The 17,965-nt window shown below is 45.6% G+C and carries 20 protein-coding genes; 10 read left to right on the top strand and 10 right to left on the bottom strand.

Annotated features, from left to right (window positions below; translation table 11 throughout):
- Positions 1-5 precede the first annotated feature (5 nt).
- Both ACZ45G_RS23795 and ACZ45G_RS23790 read left to right on the top strand, forming a co-directional pair.
- Positions 6-395: a hypothetical protein gene (locus ACZ45G_RS23795; RefSeq protein WP_464173009.1), complete on the top strand. Its 390-nt coding sequence runs from the start codon at positions 6-8 to the stop codon at positions 393-395.
- Positions 370-1,005, top strand: a complete 636-nt coding sequence (locus ACZ45G_RS23790; protein ID WP_464173008.1) for a transglycosylase SLT domain-containing protein — start codon at positions 370-372, stop codon at positions 1,003-1,005. The genes ACZ45G_RS23795 and ACZ45G_RS23790 overlap by 26 nt, the downstream gene beginning before the upstream one ends.
- Here ACZ45G_RS23790 and galU read toward each other — a convergent pair.
- A complete protein-coding gene (gene galU / locus ACZ45G_RS23785; RefSeq protein ID WP_464173007.1) occupies positions 1,002-1,874 on the bottom strand; it encodes a UTP--glucose-1-phosphate uridylyltransferase GalU in 873 nt (290 codons plus the stop codon). The two genes, ACZ45G_RS23790 and galU, sit on opposite strands and share 4 nt — an antisense overlap.
- Positions 1,875-2,240: 366 nt before the next feature.
- On the opposite strand from galU, the gene ACZ45G_RS23780 reads away from it, so the two are divergent.
- Positions 2,241-3,026, top strand: a complete 786-nt coding sequence (locus ACZ45G_RS23780) for a YkgJ family cysteine cluster protein (RefSeq protein ID WP_464173006.1) — start codon at positions 2,241-2,243, stop codon at positions 3,024-3,026.
- A 115-nt stretch (positions 3,027-3,141) separates the two neighbouring features.
- Here the strand turns inward: ACZ45G_RS23780 and dapA are convergent, their stop codons facing one another.
- Positions 3,142-4,179 carry a 4-hydroxy-tetrahydrodipicolinate synthase gene (gene dapA / locus ACZ45G_RS23775; protein WP_464173005.1) on the bottom strand — a complete coding sequence of 346 codons (1,038 nt, stop codon included), beginning with the start codon at positions 4,177-4,179 and terminating at the stop codon, positions 3,142-3,144.
- A gap of 197 nt (positions 4,180-4,376) precedes the next feature.
- Here dapA and ACZ45G_RS23770 point away from each other — a divergent pair, with 197 nt between their 5' ends.
- From ACZ45G_RS23770 to ACZ45G_RS23745, 6 genes are all read left to right on the top strand, one after another.
- Complete coding sequence (locus tag ACZ45G_RS23770; protein WP_464173004.1) at positions 4,377-5,054, top strand: tetratricopeptide repeat protein; 678 nt, start codon at positions 4,377-4,379, stop codon at positions 5,052-5,054.
- Positions 5,051-6,316 carry a hypothetical protein gene (locus ACZ45G_RS23765; RefSeq protein ID WP_464173003.1) on the top strand — a complete coding sequence of 422 codons (1,266 nt, stop codon included), beginning with the start codon at positions 5,051-5,053 and terminating at the stop codon, positions 6,314-6,316. The genes ACZ45G_RS23770 and ACZ45G_RS23765 overlap by 4 nt, the downstream gene beginning before the upstream one ends.
- A gap of 193 nt (positions 6,317-6,509) precedes the next feature.
- On the top strand, positions 6,510-7,838 hold the full coding sequence (gene dsrA / locus ACZ45G_RS23760) for a dissimilatory-type sulfite reductase subunit alpha (RefSeq protein WP_464173002.1): 1,329 nt from the start codon (positions 6,510-6,512) through the stop codon (positions 7,836-7,838).
- A gap of 15 nt (positions 7,839-7,853) precedes the next feature.
- Complete coding sequence (gene dsrB, locus ACZ45G_RS23755; protein WP_464173001.1) at positions 7,854-9,002, top strand: dissimilatory-type sulfite reductase subunit beta; 1,149 nt, start codon at positions 7,854-7,856, stop codon at positions 9,000-9,002.
- A 100-nt stretch (positions 9,003-9,102) separates the two neighbouring features.
- Positions 9,103-9,360, top strand: coding sequence for a dissimilatory sulfite reductase D family protein (locus tag ACZ45G_RS23750; RefSeq protein ID WP_464173000.1), 258 nt, complete (start codon positions 9,103-9,105; stop codon positions 9,358-9,360).
- Between the two features lie 18 nt (positions 9,361-9,378).
- On the top strand, positions 9,379-10,833 hold the full coding sequence (locus ACZ45G_RS23745) for a cobyrinate a,c-diamide synthase (RefSeq protein ID WP_464172999.1): 1,455 nt from the start codon (positions 9,379-9,381) through the stop codon (positions 10,831-10,833).
- 53 nt (positions 10,834-10,886) lie between these two features.
- Here ACZ45G_RS23745 and ACZ45G_RS23740 read toward each other — a convergent pair whose 3' ends face one another.
- The 4 genes from ACZ45G_RS23740 to ACZ45G_RS23725 form a co-directional block, all read right to left on the bottom strand.
- Positions 10,887-11,774: a pseudouridine synthase gene (locus tag ACZ45G_RS23740; RefSeq protein WP_464172998.1), complete on the bottom strand. Its 888-nt coding sequence runs from the start codon at positions 11,772-11,774 to the stop codon at positions 10,887-10,889.
- 128 nt (positions 11,775-11,902) lie between these two features.
- Entirely contained in the window at positions 11,903-12,118 is a 216-nt protein-coding gene (locus ACZ45G_RS23735) for an acyl-CoA carboxylase biotin carboxyl carrier protein subunit (protein ID WP_464172997.1), read from the bottom strand.
- A 130-nt stretch (positions 12,119-12,248) separates the two neighbouring features.
- Positions 12,249-13,370 (bottom strand): sodium ion-translocating decarboxylase subunit beta, encoded by a 1,122-nt coding sequence (locus ACZ45G_RS23730; protein ID WP_464172996.1) that lies wholly within the window; start codon positions 13,368-13,370, stop codon positions 12,249-12,251.
- On the bottom strand, positions 13,367-13,501 hold the full coding sequence (locus ACZ45G_RS23725; RefSeq protein WP_464172995.1) for a hypothetical protein: 135 nt from the start codon (positions 13,499-13,501) through the stop codon (positions 13,367-13,369). Before ACZ45G_RS23725 ends, ACZ45G_RS23730 begins: the two co-directional genes overlap by 4 nt.
- Positions 13,502-13,718: 217 nt before the next feature.
- Here ACZ45G_RS23725 and ACZ45G_RS23720 point away from each other — a divergent pair, with 217 nt between their 5' ends.
- The gene (locus ACZ45G_RS23720) at positions 13,719-14,474 is read left to right on the top strand and encodes an IclR family transcriptional regulator (RefSeq protein WP_464172994.1); all 756 of its coding nucleotides are present in this window, start codon (positions 13,719-13,721) and stop codon (positions 14,472-14,474) included.
- 93 nt (positions 14,475-14,567) lie between these two features.
- Here ACZ45G_RS23720 and ACZ45G_RS23715 read toward each other — a convergent pair whose 3' ends face one another.
- The 4 genes from ACZ45G_RS23715 to ACZ45G_RS23700 form a co-directional block, all read right to left on the bottom strand.
- Positions 14,568-15,032, bottom strand: coding sequence for a cytochrome c3 family protein (locus tag ACZ45G_RS23715; RefSeq protein ID WP_464172993.1), 465 nt, complete (start codon positions 15,030-15,032; stop codon positions 14,568-14,570).
- Between the two features lie 137 nt (positions 15,033-15,169).
- Entirely contained in the window at positions 15,170-15,988 is an 819-nt protein-coding gene (tatC, locus tag ACZ45G_RS23710; protein ID WP_464172992.1) for a twin-arginine translocase subunit TatC, read from the bottom strand.
- Positions 15,985-16,359 (bottom strand): twin-arginine translocase TatA/TatE family subunit, encoded by a 375-nt coding sequence (locus ACZ45G_RS23705; RefSeq protein ID WP_464172991.1) that lies wholly within the window; start codon positions 16,357-16,359, stop codon positions 15,985-15,987. The genes tatC and ACZ45G_RS23705 overlap by 4 nt, the downstream gene beginning before the upstream one ends.
- Positions 16,360-16,449: 90 nt before the next feature.
- On the bottom strand, positions 16,450-17,748 hold the full coding sequence (locus ACZ45G_RS23700) for a DEAD/DEAH box helicase (RefSeq protein WP_464172990.1): 1,299 nt from the start codon (positions 17,746-17,748) through the stop codon (positions 16,450-16,452).
- Between the last annotated feature and the right edge of the window lie 217 nt (positions 17,749-17,965).

Below are 17,965 nucleotides of genomic sequence, written 5' to 3'. Positions count from 1 at the left end.
AAAAAATGAACAACATAATATTCAAAACAATGGAACTTGAAAATGGCCTTACCCTGGAAATTCGTGATGAATCCAGGAAAATAGGGGAAGATGCCTATGTGGTGATCATGGGGGCCCGGATGGAAATCCAGGTCCAAAAAGATCTTTTTGCTGCACAGGCGGTATCAGATACAAAGTTTGCCGATATCTTGGAAATACTGGGGGATGATATCCTCTATGAATACAAGAGTGAGCGAAATATGATCATGGCCAAGGAAAAGGATGCGGTTTTTGAAAGCCAGGTGGACACCTTTGTAAAGAACATGGTACCCTATATTTCCAAATCCATATTTCCGGAAAAGATGATCTTAAAGGAATACAGGGAAAGGGTTGAAAAGAAAAACAAATATAAATAAAGGCGTTTTCGATACCCTTGATCGAGAGGGTTCGTTTCGTTTGGGGGTAAGCCTCCTGGTGATTTTTTTTCTGGTCTGTTGCCTTCCGGGTCCTTCCCGGGCGGACATCTACCGGTATATTGACAGTGAGGGTATTGTTCACTATACCAATACCCCCACCGCATCTGGTTTCAAATTGTATATCAGGGAAAAACCGGTGGGAATAACGGTTGGTTCTGTTTCCAAAACCTATGATGCTATTATTCGAAAAGCCCAGGTAAAATACGGGATTGCGTTTTCCCTGATCAAAGCGGTGATCCATGCAGAATCCGGTTTTAACCCCCGGGCTGTTTCAAAAAAAGGGGCCAAGGGGCTCATGCAGATCATGCCAGATAATTATCGGGCCCTGTCTGTTTTAGATCCCTTTGATCCGTCTCAGAATATCATGGGGGGGACACGGTATTTGAAACAGCTTTTAAACCGATATGATGCCAAACTGCCATTGGCCCTTGCCGCTTACAATGCAGGACCCACGGCTGTAGACCGATACCGTAGGATCCCGCCCTACACAGAAACCCAAAATTATGTTCAAAAGGTCATGACCCTGTACAATCGTTACAAAAATATTTAAAAGTCTCGTTGAATTTCCCGGATAAAGTGGATCAGCTTTTCTCTCATTTCCGGCCGTTCCAGGGCAAAGGCCAGGTTGGCCATTTGAAATCCGGCCTTGTCTCCACAATCAAACCTTGTGCCCTCAAATTTATAGCCAAATATGGGCTGCTCTTTGAGCAGGGCTTTCATGGCATCGGTGAGCTGAATTTCCCCGCCCGCCCCCTTCTCTTTTTTCTCCAGATGTCTAAAGATAGAGGGTGTCAGGATATATCGACCAATGATGGCAAGATTGGAAGGTGCTTTTTCCGGCAAGGGTTTTTCCACCATATCATTAATCTGGAAAATATTGTCTTCCAATTTAACGGCATCTAAAATACCATATTTGTCGGTCTGGTCGTTATCGATTTCCATGACCGCTGCAATGGAGGCCCGGAATCGGTCAAATTTTTTTACCATCTCCTTCAATACCGGCTTGTGTGTCTGAATCAGGTCGTCTGCAAGGAGGACGGCAAAGGGCTCATCTCCCACAATATCCCTGGCACACCAGATGGCATGGCCCAATCCCAGGGGTTCGTTTTGCCTAGTATAAATAATGGTCCCGGTTTTGGGGACCAGTTCCTGGATCTGTTTGAGCAGTTCTGTTTTGCCTTTGTTTTTCAGGGTCAATTCGACTTCAAAGCATCTGTCAAAATGGTCTTCCAGGGCTTTTTTCCCCCTGCCGGTTACAAAAATAATCTGTTCAATTCCGGCATCAAAGGCTTCTTCCACGGCATATTGAATCAGTGGCTTGTCAACCACGGTGAGCATTTCCTTGGCCATGGCTTTTGTGGCGGGGAGAAACCGGGTGCCAAGTCCTGCCACCGGGAAAACTGCTTTCTTGATCTTCATATAAACTCCTTGGATTCAGGTCGTCAAAATAGAACACAGCGACTGGCCTATACGGTTATGGAAAGAGATGACAATTTATGTATTCCTTACTTTTTATTTAAAAGAGATTTAGATGTCAAATTTATTTTTTTTTATATGAAACTTTGGCCAAGATATTGCGAATGTATGAGTTTCATTTTTTGTCGTGTTCAGAAGCAAATACCATGCTCCGGCCATGCCGGTTATTCAGAGCTGGGTATAGCTGCGCTAATGCGGGGGCATAATTGTTTGTTCTGCCACAAATCTTGTATCCGTTTGACATTATTATATCTTTTTTGTATAGTCCACACCTTTAAGTGACCTGTTACAAATTGATGAGGATACCCCATGAATGAAGATATAAAGAAAACATCTGAAATAGCCCCTGAGCAAATGAGTCTTAAAAGCCGGTTCAAGTTTAAATGCCACAAAGGGGTGAAGTGTTTTACCGATTGCTGCCGAGGCATTGATATCATGCTTACCCCCTATGATGTCCTGACCATGCGCAAAAAATTGGAGTTGACATCCGAGGAGTTTCTGGCGGCTTTTACCCAGCCCCAGATCCTTGAAAAAACAGATATGCCCGTGGTGACCCTGAAACTTTTGGATGACGAACGACGTTCCTGTCCCTTTGTTGAGGACAAGGAGGGGTGTGTCATCTATGAAGATCGCCCCACTACTTGCCGATATTATCCCTTGGGAGTCGGCGCCCTGAGTTATACCGGGGAGCATGGCAAAAAAGATGAGTTCTTCTTTACGGTCAAGGAGGCCCATTGTCTGGGTTTTGAAGAAGATAAAGAATGGACCGTGGCAGAATGGCGGGAGGATCAGGGCGTTAATCTTCGGGACGAGGTAAATGACGGATGGCTGGATCTTATGGTTCGGAAAAAATCATTGCCCGCCAGTATGCGGCTTTCCGAAGAGAGCAAAAAAATATTTTTCATGGTCTGCTATAATATTGATAAATTTAAGGAATTCGTTTTTAACAGTTCATTCCTTACCCGGTATGAAATTCCTGCCCAAAAAATAGAAGAAATCAAGGCCGATGAGGTCAAATTGCTTCAGTTTGGATTTGAGTGGCTCAATGCAACATTCTTCCAGGCGCCCACCGAGGTGTTTAAGATAAAAAAATAAACTTTTTTTTGCAGGGTTTCGTGGAACCCTAAAAATAGAAAGATAAAAAGGGTCGTGCAGCTGCTGCACGACCCTTTTTATCTTTAAAATCTGGTATCGGTTAAGGGTGATCCGGCTAATAGTCGTACCAGAGAGTTGCCTGGTATTCTGTGTTGTTGAGCCGTTCGTCAATGTCCACGTCGAAGAAATCGGCAATGGGTTTGAATATGTCCGGTGTGTCTGCCTGGACCTGCTTCAGGGCTTCCAGCACAATGTTAAATCCCTTTGCTGTCATTTTTCCCAATGGTTTTCTGCAGGGGCCGGAGGGCATGCCCAGGAGCTGCATCATGGTTTTAAGGGGCAACGGGTTCCTTGCCCGGCAGTCGACAGGGCCATAATTTTTTGTTTTTTCCTGGGTGGTCACCACCACAAGATCCAGCAGGGGTTTAAGCGTATTCTGGATTTTTAAGGCCTCTTGTTTTTTCCCCTGGTTGAGCAGGGTGACCATCCGGGTCATGAATTTGGGTACAATATTGGCCATGACGGAAAAGGAACCACAGGCGTTGATTTCAGGATCAATCATTATATCATAGACCAGTGCGTCATCCCCGGACAGGATGTTAAAGTTATTTCCGCAGTATTTCCGGGTGAGCTTCATATTGTCAAGATTGCCCGTGGCTTCTTTTACAGAAGAGATATTGGCAAAGTTTTCCGACAGAATGGCAAGATCCTGGGGAAGCATCTGGGCACCGGTTCGCCCTGGGATAATATAGGGAATGATGTCCATGTCCGGATATTGTTTTGCCACCACCTCATAATACTCTCGCCTGATTTCAAGGGAAGAGGGCCCGTTATAATAGGGATCCATCATGAGGATGGCATCCACCCCTTCTTTGTTGGCATAGCCTGCGCCCATAAGGGCTTCTTCTGTGTTATTACTGCCGGTTCCGGCAATGCAAAGGCATTTGCCTTTTGTCTGTTTGGCCGTAAGGGCAATGACATGGTCGTGTTCTTTCCACTTGAAGGTCGGGCTCTCTCCTGTGGTCCCGGTTGTCAATATGCCGGTGATGCCATTTTGGATCTGAAAATTAATGAGCTGGTCAAGGCCTTGTCTGTCAAGTTCTCCATCTCGATTAAATGGGGTGATTAATGCGGTAAAGCATCCTTTTTCCATAACGACTTACTCCTGCAGTGTAAAAAATAAATTAATCTTTTTGGATTATTTGCAAATCAGGTGCTATCACAAGAGAGATGCGGGTTCAAGATTTATTATTCGAATCAAATGCCTTGACACCTGTGTTGAGGATATTATTATATAAGGTTTTTAACAGAAAACAATACAAAAATAGATTTAATATGAAGGAGTCATAGATGTCAGACACTCAAGACCCCAGCCACCTGTCAACTAATGTGGACGAAAAAGTTTCGAGTTTAAGGTCCCACTTATCTACCAATGATGAATGCGGCACCACCCATTATAACCTGGCCGTGGCACTCATGGGAAAGAAGGAATATGTGGATGCGGAAAATGAACTCCATGAAGCCATTGACTGTAGTCCCAGTCTGGCCGAAGCCTATGTGCTTCTGGGCGGTATCTGTCTCCAGAGAAATGATCTGGAAGGATGTTACCGGTTTAACCAGCGGGCCACAAAAGCCCGGGCAGGATTTGCAGAAGGGTACGGCAACATGGCCTTTGTACTGCTTCAGCTGGTGGATGGTAAGGATGCAAAGGAAGATGAAGAAAAAGTGGACAAGGCCATCAAACATTTAAGGAAGGCCATTATTCACAACAAGAATTTTGTCCAGGCCTTTACTACCCTGGGAACCGCTTATTTCATGAAAGGCCTTATTCCCGAAGGCATTAAAGCCAATCTTGAAGCCCTTGCCGTGGAGCCCAAATTTCCCATCGCCCATAACAACCTGGCCGTTGCCTATCTTGAGAGTGAAGAATATGAAAAGGCCATTATCCATTGTGACCAGGCTGTGAACTTAGGTTTTGAAGTGGCCCCAGCCCTTTTGGATGAACTGGCTCCCCATAGAAAGGCATGAGCACTTGCCCCTCCTTTAAATTTTATATTCCCGGTGCGAAGGGGCCTGTTTCCTGTGAGAGTGACCTGTGGCATTTTCCCCTGTCTGGAAACTCTGGTGAAGTCTTAAAGAATGTTCAGGCCCCGGGAGTTGTCACAGGGCCTGAACCGACCATTGGTGATTATTTTTCGGCTGCCAGAACTTTTTTAGAAAAAGAAAATTGTCAACTGCTTGCCAGGGCCTTGTCTCTCATGGCTGGCAAGGGGGAAAAAAATGATCCTGTCCGGGCGGTGGAACTTTTCCTTGAAAAGCATGGTGCTTTCTACCACCCGCTGCGGATAAAGGTTGTCTCAAAAACCGGCAGGTCTGCCACCCTTGTGCTTAATGGGGCGGTTTCCCGGCCCGGGCTTGCCTTGATAGAAAAGGAATACCAATTGCTGGCCAATCTTGAAAAACAAGAGGCAATTGCTTATACCCCCCGGGTTTTTGGGGCAAGAATCCAGGCCTTTGAAATTTCGAATTCTCAGAAAGTGATTTCTTTTGATGATATTCCTTTAGACGCTACCCCTATGGATTTTAATTCAGTGGGGTTTTTTCTTGGAGAATGGTTTGAGGGGTTCCGGGAATTTCATATTTCCGATTGTGACGGGGAACCTAAAGTTGCGGTCTGGTCATCAAACGGGGATGTCGACTATCTATCCCTGGCGAGGGCAGCGATTATCTACGAGCAGATTGCCCATATCCTGACAATCTATTATAACCTTAATACAGGTGAACAAATTCACCCCTGGCACCATGCTGCCGGGGATTTTGTGGTCGATCCCCTGGCCCAAGGATTGCCTGTTAAATTGATCACCGTGCGCGGATATGCCTCCTTGATGGAAGTCGATCCAGGGGAAGGCCCGGTCGGTCATGTTTTGCCTGGTCTTCTTTTCTTTTTTTTAAATTTGACCCTGAGGATACAGATGGATCGTCTGGATGGTGTCGGGCCCTTGGTTTTTCTGGGAGAAGGAGTTTTGCGAGCAACGGTCACGGGTTTTCTCAGGGGATTGGATTACAAGTCAGAATCTGCTTTAAGCCCAGAAGAGCCTGGACCAAGGGGAATACCGGGCTTGAGCGATATCTTCGTCGAGGTTATGGCGGGATTCAGCCGGGAGCAGATAGAGGCGATTCTGACAAATTTGATTGACGCATGGCCCACAAATGCATCTGAACGAACCATAGCAGGTGCGCATCTTAAGTCCCACGCTAGCTTTGTACATTCTGCGTTTAAAAACTATTAAATCACAGGATTTTTATTGACATGTGGAAATAGAAATTCTATATCTGCAATGTTATTTTGCTTAAGATGTTCAATCTTAAATGGTTGAGCTTTATTAACTATTTGAGATAACTGGAAATTAGATTATTGAATGAGAAGTTTGGAAAACCTTTTCATTAATTGAGTGTAAATTAACTATTAACGGAGGTAAGTAAATGGCAAAACATGAGACTCCTTTACTGGACCAGCTGGAATCCGGCCCATGGCCTAGCTTTGTCTCGGACTTGAAACAACAGGCCGAAGTCAGGGCAAAGAATGAAGCGGGTGTTGAATTCCAGATTCCCACAGAGTGTGTAGACGATCTCCTCGGGGTTGTGGAACTGTCTTACAAGCATGGTAGAACTCACTGGAAACATGGCGGTATCGTAGGTGTTTTCGGTTATGGCGGTGGTGTTATCGGCAGATACTGCGATCAGCCCGAGACCTTCCCAGGGGTGGCGCATTTTCATACAATGCGGGTTAATCAGCCAGCTGGTAAATACTATACAACAGATTACCTGAGAACCCTGACCAAACTGTGGGATTTCAGAGGATCCGGTCTTACCAATATGCATGGTGCCACTGGTGATATCATCCTCCTGGGTACCACGACTCCCCAGTTGGAAGAAGTTTTTCATACATTGACCCATGACATGGGCCAGGATCTTGGCGGATCAGGTTCCAACCTGAGAACTCCTGCCGATTGTCTGGGCCAGTCTCGATGTGAATATGCATGTTACGACACCAACGCTTTGGTTTACTTTTTGACCAACGAATACCAGGATGAGCTCCATCGTCCGGCTTTCCCTTATAAGTTTAAATTTAAACTTGACGGGTGTCCCAACTGCTGCGTAGCTTCCATTGCACGATCTGACATGTCCTTTATCGGTACCTGGAAAGATGATATCCGCATTGATCAGGATGCTGTCAATAAATATGTTGAAAATGATCCTGCCTATCCTGCAAATGCTGGCGCTTACAAAGGCAGCAAAGACTGGGGTCCCTTTGACCTTGAAAAAGAAGTCCTGAATCTTTGCCCCACCAAATGTATGATGTTTAAAAACAAAAAACTTTTCATTGACACTGCCAATTGTACTCGCTGCATGCATTGTATCAATGTAATGCCTAGAGCCCTTAAAATTGGTAAAGAAACCGGTTGCTCCATCCTGTGCGGTGCAAAAGCACCGATTCTCGATGGTGCCCAGATGGGTTCTCTCCTTGTCCCCTTTATCGAAGTTAATCCTGACAATGACTACGAAGCAATCACAGAAGTCATTGAAAATATTTGGGATTGGTGGATGGAAGAAGGCAAAAACCGTGAAAGACTTGGTGAACTGATCATGCGTCAGGGATTCCAGAAGCTTCTTGAAGTAACTGGCATCGAGGCTGTTCCCCAGCACGTACAATACCCAAGAACCAATCCTTATATCTTCTGGAAAGAAGATGAGGTTCCGGGCGGCTGGGAACGTGACGTTGAAGAATACAGAAAACACCATCAAAGATAAGAAGGGAGAATTATAATGGCATTTATTTCTACTGGTTATAATCCAGCCAAGCCGATGGAAAATAGAATCACTGACATCGGTCCGAAAGACCATAACGAATTTTATCCTCCTGTTATCAAGAAAAACAAGGGTAAATGGTCTCATCACGAAATTCTTGAGCCCGGCGTACTGGTTCATGTAGCTGACTCAGGGGACGAAGTGTATACAGTAAGATGTGGTGGCGCTCGTTTGATGTCCACCACTCATATCAACGAAATGTGTGACATTGCAGATAAGCATTGTGACGGCCATATTCGGTTTACCACCCGTAACAATATTGAGTTTATGGTGGATTCAAAGGACAAACTAGAGCCCCTGAAAAATGATCTGGCTTCCAGAAAATTTGATGGTGGTTCCTTTAAGTTTCCCATTGGCGGAACCGGCGCCGGCGTTACCAATATTGTTCATACCCAGGGCTGGATTCATTGTCATACACCTGCAACTGATGCTTCTGGTACGGTTAAAGCAACCATGGATACGCTGTTTTCAGATTTCCAGGACATGAGACTTCCGGCACAGCTGAGAGTTTCCATGGCCTGCTGCCTGAACATGTGTGGTGCGGTTCATTGTTCTGATATCGCCATCCTCGGATATCACAGAAAACCACCGATGCTCGATCATGAGTACCTTGATAAAATCTGTGAGATTCCCTTGGCTGTTGCTGCTTGTCCCACGGCAGCAATCAAACCGTCCAAAGTTCAGCTGGCCGACGGAACTGAGGTAAAATCAGTTTCCGTTAAAAATGAAAGATGTATGTATTGTGGTAACTGCTACACCATGTGTCCTTCCATGCCCCTTGCTGATGCAGACGGTGATGGTATTGTTCTCATGGCCGGTGGTAAAGTTTCCAACAGAATTACCGCTCCCAAGTTCTCCAAGGTTGTTGTGGCCTTTTTGCCCAATGAAATGCCCAGATGGCCTTCCATGACAGAGGCGATCAGCAAAATGGTGAACGCATATTCAAATGGTGCCAACAAATACGAACGTCTGGGCGACTGGGCCGATAGAATCGGATGGGAAAAATTCTTTGAAGTGTGTGATCTTCCTTTCACTCATCACCTCATTGATGATTTCCGTCAGCAGGCATACATGAGCTGGCGTCAGACAAGTCAGTTCAAGTTCTAATAAGAGTTTTTATTGAACTTTACCTGTTACATATGATGATAAAGCCGGAGTGCACCCAGGTGTGCTCCGGCTCATCCATTTGATATAAAGGAGTATGACAATGAGTGAACTTCTTGACGATAAAGAAGCAGCCGGAAAAGCCGTTGTGGATTTTATGACCAAAAAAGTCAAAACTAAAACCAAGTTTTATTTCAAAGATTTTTATAAAATTTTCCCCGATGACAAACCAAGAATGATTAAAAAAGTTATCAATAAAATGGTTGAAGAGGAAGTGCTTGAATACTGGTCTTCCGGAAGTACCACCATGTACGGTCTTAAGGGTGGTGGTATCCAGCACGCTTCCGAAGGCGAAGAATAAGAATAAAGATAATTATCCATGCAGGCGAATAGGGAAAAAATCCCGGGAATTGTTGTTGCAGGACTCAGGGGTGGCACGGGCAAGACGATTATTTCCCTTGGAATAACGGCTGCATGGAAAAGCTCAGGAATTCGTGTCTCTGCATTTAAAAAGGGACCTGATTATATTGATGCCGGCTGGCTTTCCAGAGCAGCCGGTCGCCCCTGTTATAATCTGGATACCTTTCTGTGTTCTCCCGAGGTTGTCCAGGCCTCCTATGCAATCCATTCCCAAAATTCTGATATCGCCGTGGTTGAGGGTAATCGCGGTCTATATGACGGCATTGATATTGATGGATCCACCTCCACCTCTGAGCTTGCAAAGCTGTTGAACCTACCGGTACTTCTGGTTTTGGACTGCACCAAAAGTACCCGGACCATGGCGGCTATGCTTATGGGGTGTATGCAGTTTGATCCGGACATTCATATCTGTGGGGTGGTGCTTAACCGGGTGGCAGGTATTCGTCACGAGGGGAAAGTTAGGTCCAATATCGAGCGGTTCTGCAATATCCCGGTATTTGGCGCCGTGCCCAAGCTTGCCGCCGAAGATTTTCCCGAGCGGCACATGGGGCTGGTCACATCTGAAGAACACAGTTTTTCAGAAAAGGCCATTGCAGCCAATGTTAAGGTTGCCCGGGATCATATCGACCTGGATGACCTGTACAAGGCTGTGACAGCCTTTGATTGCGCTGCCATGGTACCCGATGTACCCGATGTACCCGATGTTCCTGGGCTTTCACTTGAAATTTCTGGATCACTTGAAATGTCAGGATCGCGGGAAGATGATCCTGTTACCATCGGTATTATCCGGGACTCTGCTTTTCAGTTTTATTATCCAGACAATCTGGAGGCGTTGATAAATCTTGGGGCAAAAATTGTTTACATCAGTCCCTTGGAAGAAGAGAGCATCCCAGAGGTACACGCCATTTATATGGGCGGTGGATTCCCCGAAACCCATGCACAAAAGCTTGCTAAAAACCAAGTATTCAGGGACGCTCTCAAGGCATTGTCCCAACGAGGATTGCCCATTTATGCTGAATGCGGGGGATTGATATTTCTAGGACAGAGTATTTCGCTTTCAGGCGTTGAATATCCCATGTCCGGCATCCTGCCCATTCGGTTTGGCCTGTCCCGCAAACCCCAGGGCCATGGCTATACCCGGGTAATAGTGGAAAACGACAACCCCTTTTACAAACGAGGGGAGACGTTAAAGGGTCATGAATTTAGATATTCCAAGATTCTTTCCATCGACTACCAGGATCACGAAATGGCGTTTCGAATGGAAAGGGGGAAGGGAATCCTTGAAAAAAAAGACGGATTTTTCAAGAACAATACATTTGGTACCTATACCCATATTCACGCTCTGGGATCCGTTTCCTGGGCACCCTCATTGGTCAATAGGGCCAGAATCTACAAGGCATCATTTCAAAAGTAAAATAAGTGTTTCCTAAGCATCTGGCCCCGTAACTTAAAGTGTCCCCCCCCCCATTAGTCTTGCCAAGACAGGTGGCGGTCTGAGGAAAAGCTCATTTTCCTGTCCGACAAAGGATCCTTGAATGAAATTTTTTCGGCGAGAAGCTGAAGGGGATCTGTAAAATCCAATTTTTTTTCTTCCAGGAGTTTTGGGTAAACCCTGTCATTGAGGATGGGAAATCCAAGGCCACTTAAATGGAGTCGAAGCTGGTGTTTTTTCCCGGTGACAAGAGATATTTTAAAAAGGGCTTTCTCCCCCCTGGTCTTTACCATGGATATTTTTGAAACAGCATTGGGTTGGCCGGGGCTAACTTGCATCCTGAACCACGGATCGCCCTGAATGATTCTGTTCTCAACGGTCCAATCCTTTTCTCCTGGCTCTCCGGAATACCTTGTCACCGCGCGATAGGTTTTTTCAACCCTGTGGTTCATGAATAATTCCTGGTATCGGCCACGGGTTTTGGGGTTCGTTGAAAATAGAACAAGCCCTGCGGTTTCCCGGTCGATCCTGTTGATGGGCGAAAGGGTTTCATTTCCTGTCTTTTTTTTTAAACGGTTCAGCAAACATTCGTTTACATAGGGCCCCCCGGGGATCACCGGAAGAAAATGGGGTTTACAGGCTACCAGCAAGTCTGCATTGCAAAAAAGAATTTTTTCGGTAAAGGGGATAGAGGGTTCTCGCGCAACCTCCCTGAAATAATGGAGTCTCGTTAATGGCGTATAGGGGGTGGTAAGACCAATAGGATCACCTTGTTCGGTGAGCACTTTTCCGGCAAGGATTCTGGCTTCCCAGGTTTCGCGGTCAATGGAGGGGAACCGTTTGGATAAAAAATCAAGGATAAAAGGGTAGGGTTTCTCAATTCTTGGCATGAGGACGGTGGAGTGATATTTTGAAATTGTCATTTTGGGGCCCTTGGTATGAAATTACTCATTTCCAAATTTAGGATTGGCACAGAATATACCAAAACCCGGATTTGAGTACAAGGCAATTTCTTTCCTGGCACGGGTGCACCAGGAAAGAAAAATAACCATTATGCCATAATGGCAATCAAATCATCCTCTTCAACGTCGTCGCCAACTTTTTTCAAAAATTTTTCAATCACGCCGTCGCAGGGTGCATAAATAGGTGTTTCCATTTTCATGGCTTCGATGAAAAGGATCTCCTGGTCTTCAAACAAGGAGGCACCCGCCTCGACATCAATTCTTACGATTTTCCCCGCCATGGGTGCCAATATTTCTGTTGCCATTTTTTTCTCCAATTGTTTTTTAAGTTTAATTAATCGATTACTTTACCCAGGGACCTTATCCATGGGTATCATTTTATTTGGCCTTTAAATTTTTAGGGGAAAGGGCAATCCCTCCTGGTTATTTTGGGGTTTAAGGGGACAAAAAAGTTACAAATATACCCGCTGCTATGACCGTGCCGATCACTCCTGCCACATTGGGCCCCATGGCATACATGAGCAGATAGTTTTTCTTGTCTGCTTGCATACCAACTTTGTGGACAACCCGCGCCGCCATGGGAACTGCCGACACCCCTGCCGCCCCCAAAAGCGGGTTGATTTTGTCCTTGGAAAACAGATTCATACCCTTGGCCAGCAATATCCCCGTGGCAGTGCTGACCATAAATGCGCAAAGACCCAGGCCAAATATGAAGAGAACCTTAGGTTGAAGGAAAACTTCAGCGTTCATGGTGGCGCCTATGGGCAATCCCAGAAAAATGGTCACAATATTCATCAATTCATTCTGGGCAGCATTTTTTAACCTTTCCACCACCTTGGCTTCTCTAAAAAGGTTGCCCAGCATTAACATGGCAATAAGGGGGGCTGAGGCCGGGACCAGCAGGATGATCAAAAAAGTGGAAACGATGGGAAACAAGAGTTTTTCCCGCTTGGTCACTTTTCTGCCTTTTTTCATTCTGATTTTACGCTCCGCCTCGGTGGTCATCAACCGCATAATGGGAGGTTGAATGATAGGAACCATTGCCATATAAGAGTATGCTGCCACGGCACAGGCACCTAACAGCTGGGGGGCTAGTTTTGATGCTAAAAATATGGTGGTGGGTCCATCCGCCCCACCAATAATACCGATGGTAGCCGCTTCCATGATATTAAATCCCATGGCGTGGGCTGCAAAAAAAGTAAGATATACCCCGGCCTGGGCTCCAGCCCCCAGGAAAATTAGGCGGGGATTGGCCAGAAGGGGGCCAAAATCCGTAAAGGCGCCTATTCCTAAAAAGATGAGGGGAGGAATTATTTCCCAATGGATGCCGTATTCGTAAAATTTCCATAACAACCCGTGTTCAGGGGTCATGAGGCCGCTCAAGGGAAGGTTGGCCAGCAGGATTCCAAATCCAATGGGAAGCAACAGCAGGGGTTCATATTCTTTTTTGATGGCCAGAAAAATCAGAACCAGTCCAATGACCCACATGAATATCATACCGGGTGTCAGATAAATAAACCCCGTGGTGTCTATTAATGCGGACAGAGGGGCGATCATGAGGGATCCTCATTTGAACCTTCGGGAAATTTATCTGTTATCAAGGCTGTTATTTTGATGGACAGATAGATGAGCATCATACCCAAAAATACACCGCTGATACCGCCTATAAATACAAAACCAGCTGACATCAAAAAATCTCCTTTGTTAAATTTTTAATTTACTTTTACTATGCGTTACTATATGTTGCATAGTGTTGCATCAGGATAACAATTTGCTTCCGGTCCCGTCAAGCTTTTTTAAAAAGCAGGTTGCTTTTTTTTGGCGGGTATCTATTTTTTATTTTGTGAGGTTTTAAACCTTTTATCCTGGGCTTTCGATGTTCTGAAGGGGAAAAAGGAGAACAAAATGGATGGCAATGCAGATCGGCAGTTTGTCAATTCTCTGGCAAAGGGGCTTAATTTGTTGATGTGTTTTACAAAGGAACGACCCTTGTGGAGTTTGACGCAAATGGCCAGGGCCAATGGGATGAATTTGCCAACGGCCAGACGTTATCTTCATACATTTATAAAACTTGGGTTTATGGTAAAGGATGATTCGGCCAAGACCTTTCAACTGACCCCCAAGGTGATGCAGTTAGGGGGGTGGGTCTTTGGGTCCATGGGAATTCGGGACCGGTTGATGCCCCATATGAAATCCATCCGTAATGAGATGGATGTCACCACTCATTGTGCAGTCCTGGACGGAAACCAAATCCTTGCCGTTGAAAGAATCCTTTCTTCTGATGTGGTGAATATCGATCTTTCGGCCGGCTCACGGCTTCCCATACACGCGACTTCTCTGGGCAAAGCCATTGTAGCCTTCATGGACGACAGGGAACAAAAGAAAATAGCGGGTTTGCTTGAGTTTAAACCCCTAACCCCCCACACCATCACAGATGCAAGTTCGTTTTTAAAGGATTTAAAAATGACCCGTTCCAGAGGATATGCCGTAGCTGATCAGGAACTTAATATTGGATTAAAAACCCTGGCAATACCGATATTTAATACCAAGGGCCAGGTTGAAGCGTCTTTTGGGGTGTCTTTCCCCTGGTCCAGAACCCAGGAGTCTGGATTTGAAGATCGGTTGATAGCGCTTTTGCTTGAAGTCAAGAACACCGGGTGACCTTATCGGGGCAGGATTTGTTCTGGAAATTAAAAAAAGGGGGCTTTCCCGGTGGGAAAGTCCCCTTTTAAGAAGGGCTAACTGCCTGGAAGATCAGGATTTTTTTATTTTTGTATGGCATTTGCCGCAGGATGTGGGGGCAGGTCCCTTTCTTCCTTTGGGATCACCAGCTTTTATGTTGATTTCTTTATGACAACTGATGCAGTTTCCATGCATGGCATTTTCATGGACCAGGATGTCTTTTTTGTTCTTTTTATCTTTTTTGAATTTGTTATGGCATTCGCCACATCCCTTTACATCATCTCCCATTTTGACATCAAGCGCTTTTCCATCTTTATCATGGTGGCATTCACCACAGGAAATTTTATAATCTGTGGCATGGGTTTTATGGGAAAATTCAACAAAATTAAATTTTGGTGGCGCTTTTTTGCGCTTTTTGTATCCGTCGGTTTTCATGGTCAGGGTATCTTTGAATTCAGTACCTGCATGAACAGCGGTTGTAGCAAAAATCACAGCAATCCCTGCAGCCAACAGTAGCGTGATCAATCTTTTGTTCATAACGTGTCTTTCTCCTTTAATAATTAACGAGTTACTTTGCCTTTTTACCGGAGACAGAGCCTGTCACCAGTTTATTCATAAAATCACTTTTATTTTTACACACAGGGGCCTGCAAAGTCAATATAAAACAGACCGGTTTAGGCGTCCGGGGAGGTGTCATCGTCCTGGGAATCGTCGTCAACGGTGTCATCTTCTGGTTCGCTTTCTTCCTCTTCCTCCTCCTCACTCTTGGCTTTTTTTCCAAAGATCTTTGCCCCGATGATACTGATTTCATATAAAATCATCAGGGGGAAGGCCATCATGATCTGGGTGACCACATCGGGTGGGGTGATGAGAGCTGCCCCCACAAAAAAGATCAACACCGCATATTTTCTGTTCTTTTTGAGAAAATCGACGGTCACAAGTCCCATGCGGGCCATGAAGGTGAGCACCAGGGGCAGCTCAAACACAAGTCCGAATGCCAAAAGCATTTTGGATGCAAATCCAAGGTATTCTTTCATGGAGGGCATGGCCTGGATGGTATCGGTGGCAAAGCCTAGAAAGAACGCAAATCCATAGGGAAAGACAATGAAATATCCAAAGGAAGAACCCAGCAGAAAGAAAAAAACAGATAAAACAACAATGGGCAGCAAATATTTTTTTTCGGTCCGGTATAATCCCGGGGAGATAAACATCCAGAACTCATAAAAAAGTACGGGGCTGGCCGCCATAATACCAGCCAAAAAGGATACTTTTAAATAGGTGAAAAAGGCTTCGGGCAGCCCTGTGAAGATCATTCTTGCATTTCCGGATTCTCCCATGGCCGTCACCAGGGGAGCAATCAGGATCTCAAACAGCCGTTCCTTGAAAAAATAGGCACAGGCAAATCCAATACCCACGGCAATGAAGGAACGAACCAGCCGGTCTCGCAGTTCACCCAAATGTTCTGTAAACGGACTTTTATTTTCTTCGCTCATGGTTGTTCGGTTCTATTTTCAGGGTCTTTGGGGGTGGGTGAATCCGGTTCTTCGGCGCTTGTGTCCGGGGGTATATCCGTGTTGATATCCTTATTTTCAGGGGTCATGTCCGATTTATCACCGGGCTCAACAATGGTTTCTTTACCTTTGTTCACATCCTTGATGATATCTTTCAAATCAGAAGCGGGTGTTTCAATGTCCTTAAGCGTTGTTTCTATATCAATGCTTTTTTTAAAATCCTGGGCAGATCGTTTGAATTCTCCCATGGCCCGACCCAGGGTTTTGGCAAGTTCCGGCAGTTTCTTAGGACCGATGACAATGAGAGCGATTGCCAGGATTAAAAAGATTTCAGGCATTCCTAAACCAAACATGTTAATTTAAAACTCCTTATATGCAAATTGCTTTTATTCATAGCCTTAGATTTTACACTGAGTCGCGTACTCGTGTCAATCCAAAGGGGGTCAGTCTTTTTTATTTTGATTTTTTGGGGGTCTGGGTCTGCCCCTATAGGGTCTTTTTTTCCCTTTAAAGGGTGGCTTTTTCCCTGTGCTTGGGCTGGCGGGCTTTCTTTGAAGGGGTTTTGGTTTGGGCAGTGGCCGATCCAGTTCATCGGAAGGGTATTCACATTCAATCTTGTTGCCCAGGATTGCCTCAATCTTTGGGATTTCAAATGAACTCATTTCATCGGCAAAACTGATGGAGGTCCCTGTGGCACCAGCCCTTCCGGTTCTGCCGATTCTGTGGATATAATGCTCGGGCTCAATGGGCAGGTCATAGTTGATGACATGGCTGATATCGTCAATATGCAGGCCCCTGGCGGCTACATCCGTGGCCACCAGAAACTTGATTCGTCCATTTTTAAAATTATCCAAGACCTTGAACCGTTTGTCCTGGGCAACATCTCCGGACAGAACGCCGCATTTTTGTCCATAGCGTTCTAATTTGGAGGCCAGGTATCTGGCGGTGTCTTTCCGGTTTACAAAAATAAGCACCCGCTGCAGGTTTTCGCTGACCAAAAGGTTGTAGACATTCTTAAATCTGTCGGCTTCCGTGGTCAGGTAAATAACCTGATGGATGGACAGGGCCGCTGCCTGATCCGGATCGATTTCGATTTGTACAGCATCCTTGGTCCAGGATTCTGCCAGGCGCAACACTTCGTCGGTGAGGGTGGCGGAAAAGAACAGGGTCTGGCGTTTGTCCTTGTGTGGGGTCATGTAGACCAGTCTGCGTACATCCGGGATAAATCCCATGTCCAGCATTCGGTCTGCTTCATCCAGAACTATGATTTCTACTTTTGAGAGGTTGATCAGGCGTTTGCTGATAAAATCGAGCAGTCTTCCCGGGGTGGCGGTAATGACATCCACGGGTTTTTCCCGGAGAATGGTCATCTGCTGGTTGTAACCGGTGCCACCAAAAACAGAGAGAATCCGCAGCTTAGAATATTTGGCAAGTTCGTTGAAGTCTTTTTCAATCTGGTAAACCAATTCCCTTGTGGGGGCGAGAATCAGGGCCCTGGGCATCCCGTTTTTGGGTTTAAAGGGGTTTTCTAAAAAACTTTTTATGATGGCAACCAGAAAGGTGGCACTTTTGCCGGTTCCGGTCTGGGCCTTGGCCGTTGCATCCTTGCCCTTGAGGGTATGGGGAAGCAGTTTGGCCTGGATATCTGTGCAATAGTTGAATTTCAGATCGCTGATGGCATGCATCAGGTTGATGGGAAGATCCAGGTCGTGGAACCGGGTTTTTCCTTCTTCGGGGGCCACTTGAAATTTATCCAGGGTCCAGAGATTTTCTTTTGGCCTTGGGGGTGATTTTTTTTGTGGTGGTGAAGAAATCGGTTTCGGCGCTGTTTTCGGCGCTAGGTTTTGTTTTGGGACTGGTTCTGAAATTGGTTCTGGAACCGGTTCTGGAACTGGTTTTGGAACTGGTTTTGGGCTGGGAGACGGGGGTAAATTTTCTTCAGTTGTTTTTCCAGTGAAC

It is taken from the genome of Desulfoconvexum algidum (assembly GCF_055382125.1).
This window is presented reverse-complemented; position numbering and strand designations above follow the sequence as displayed.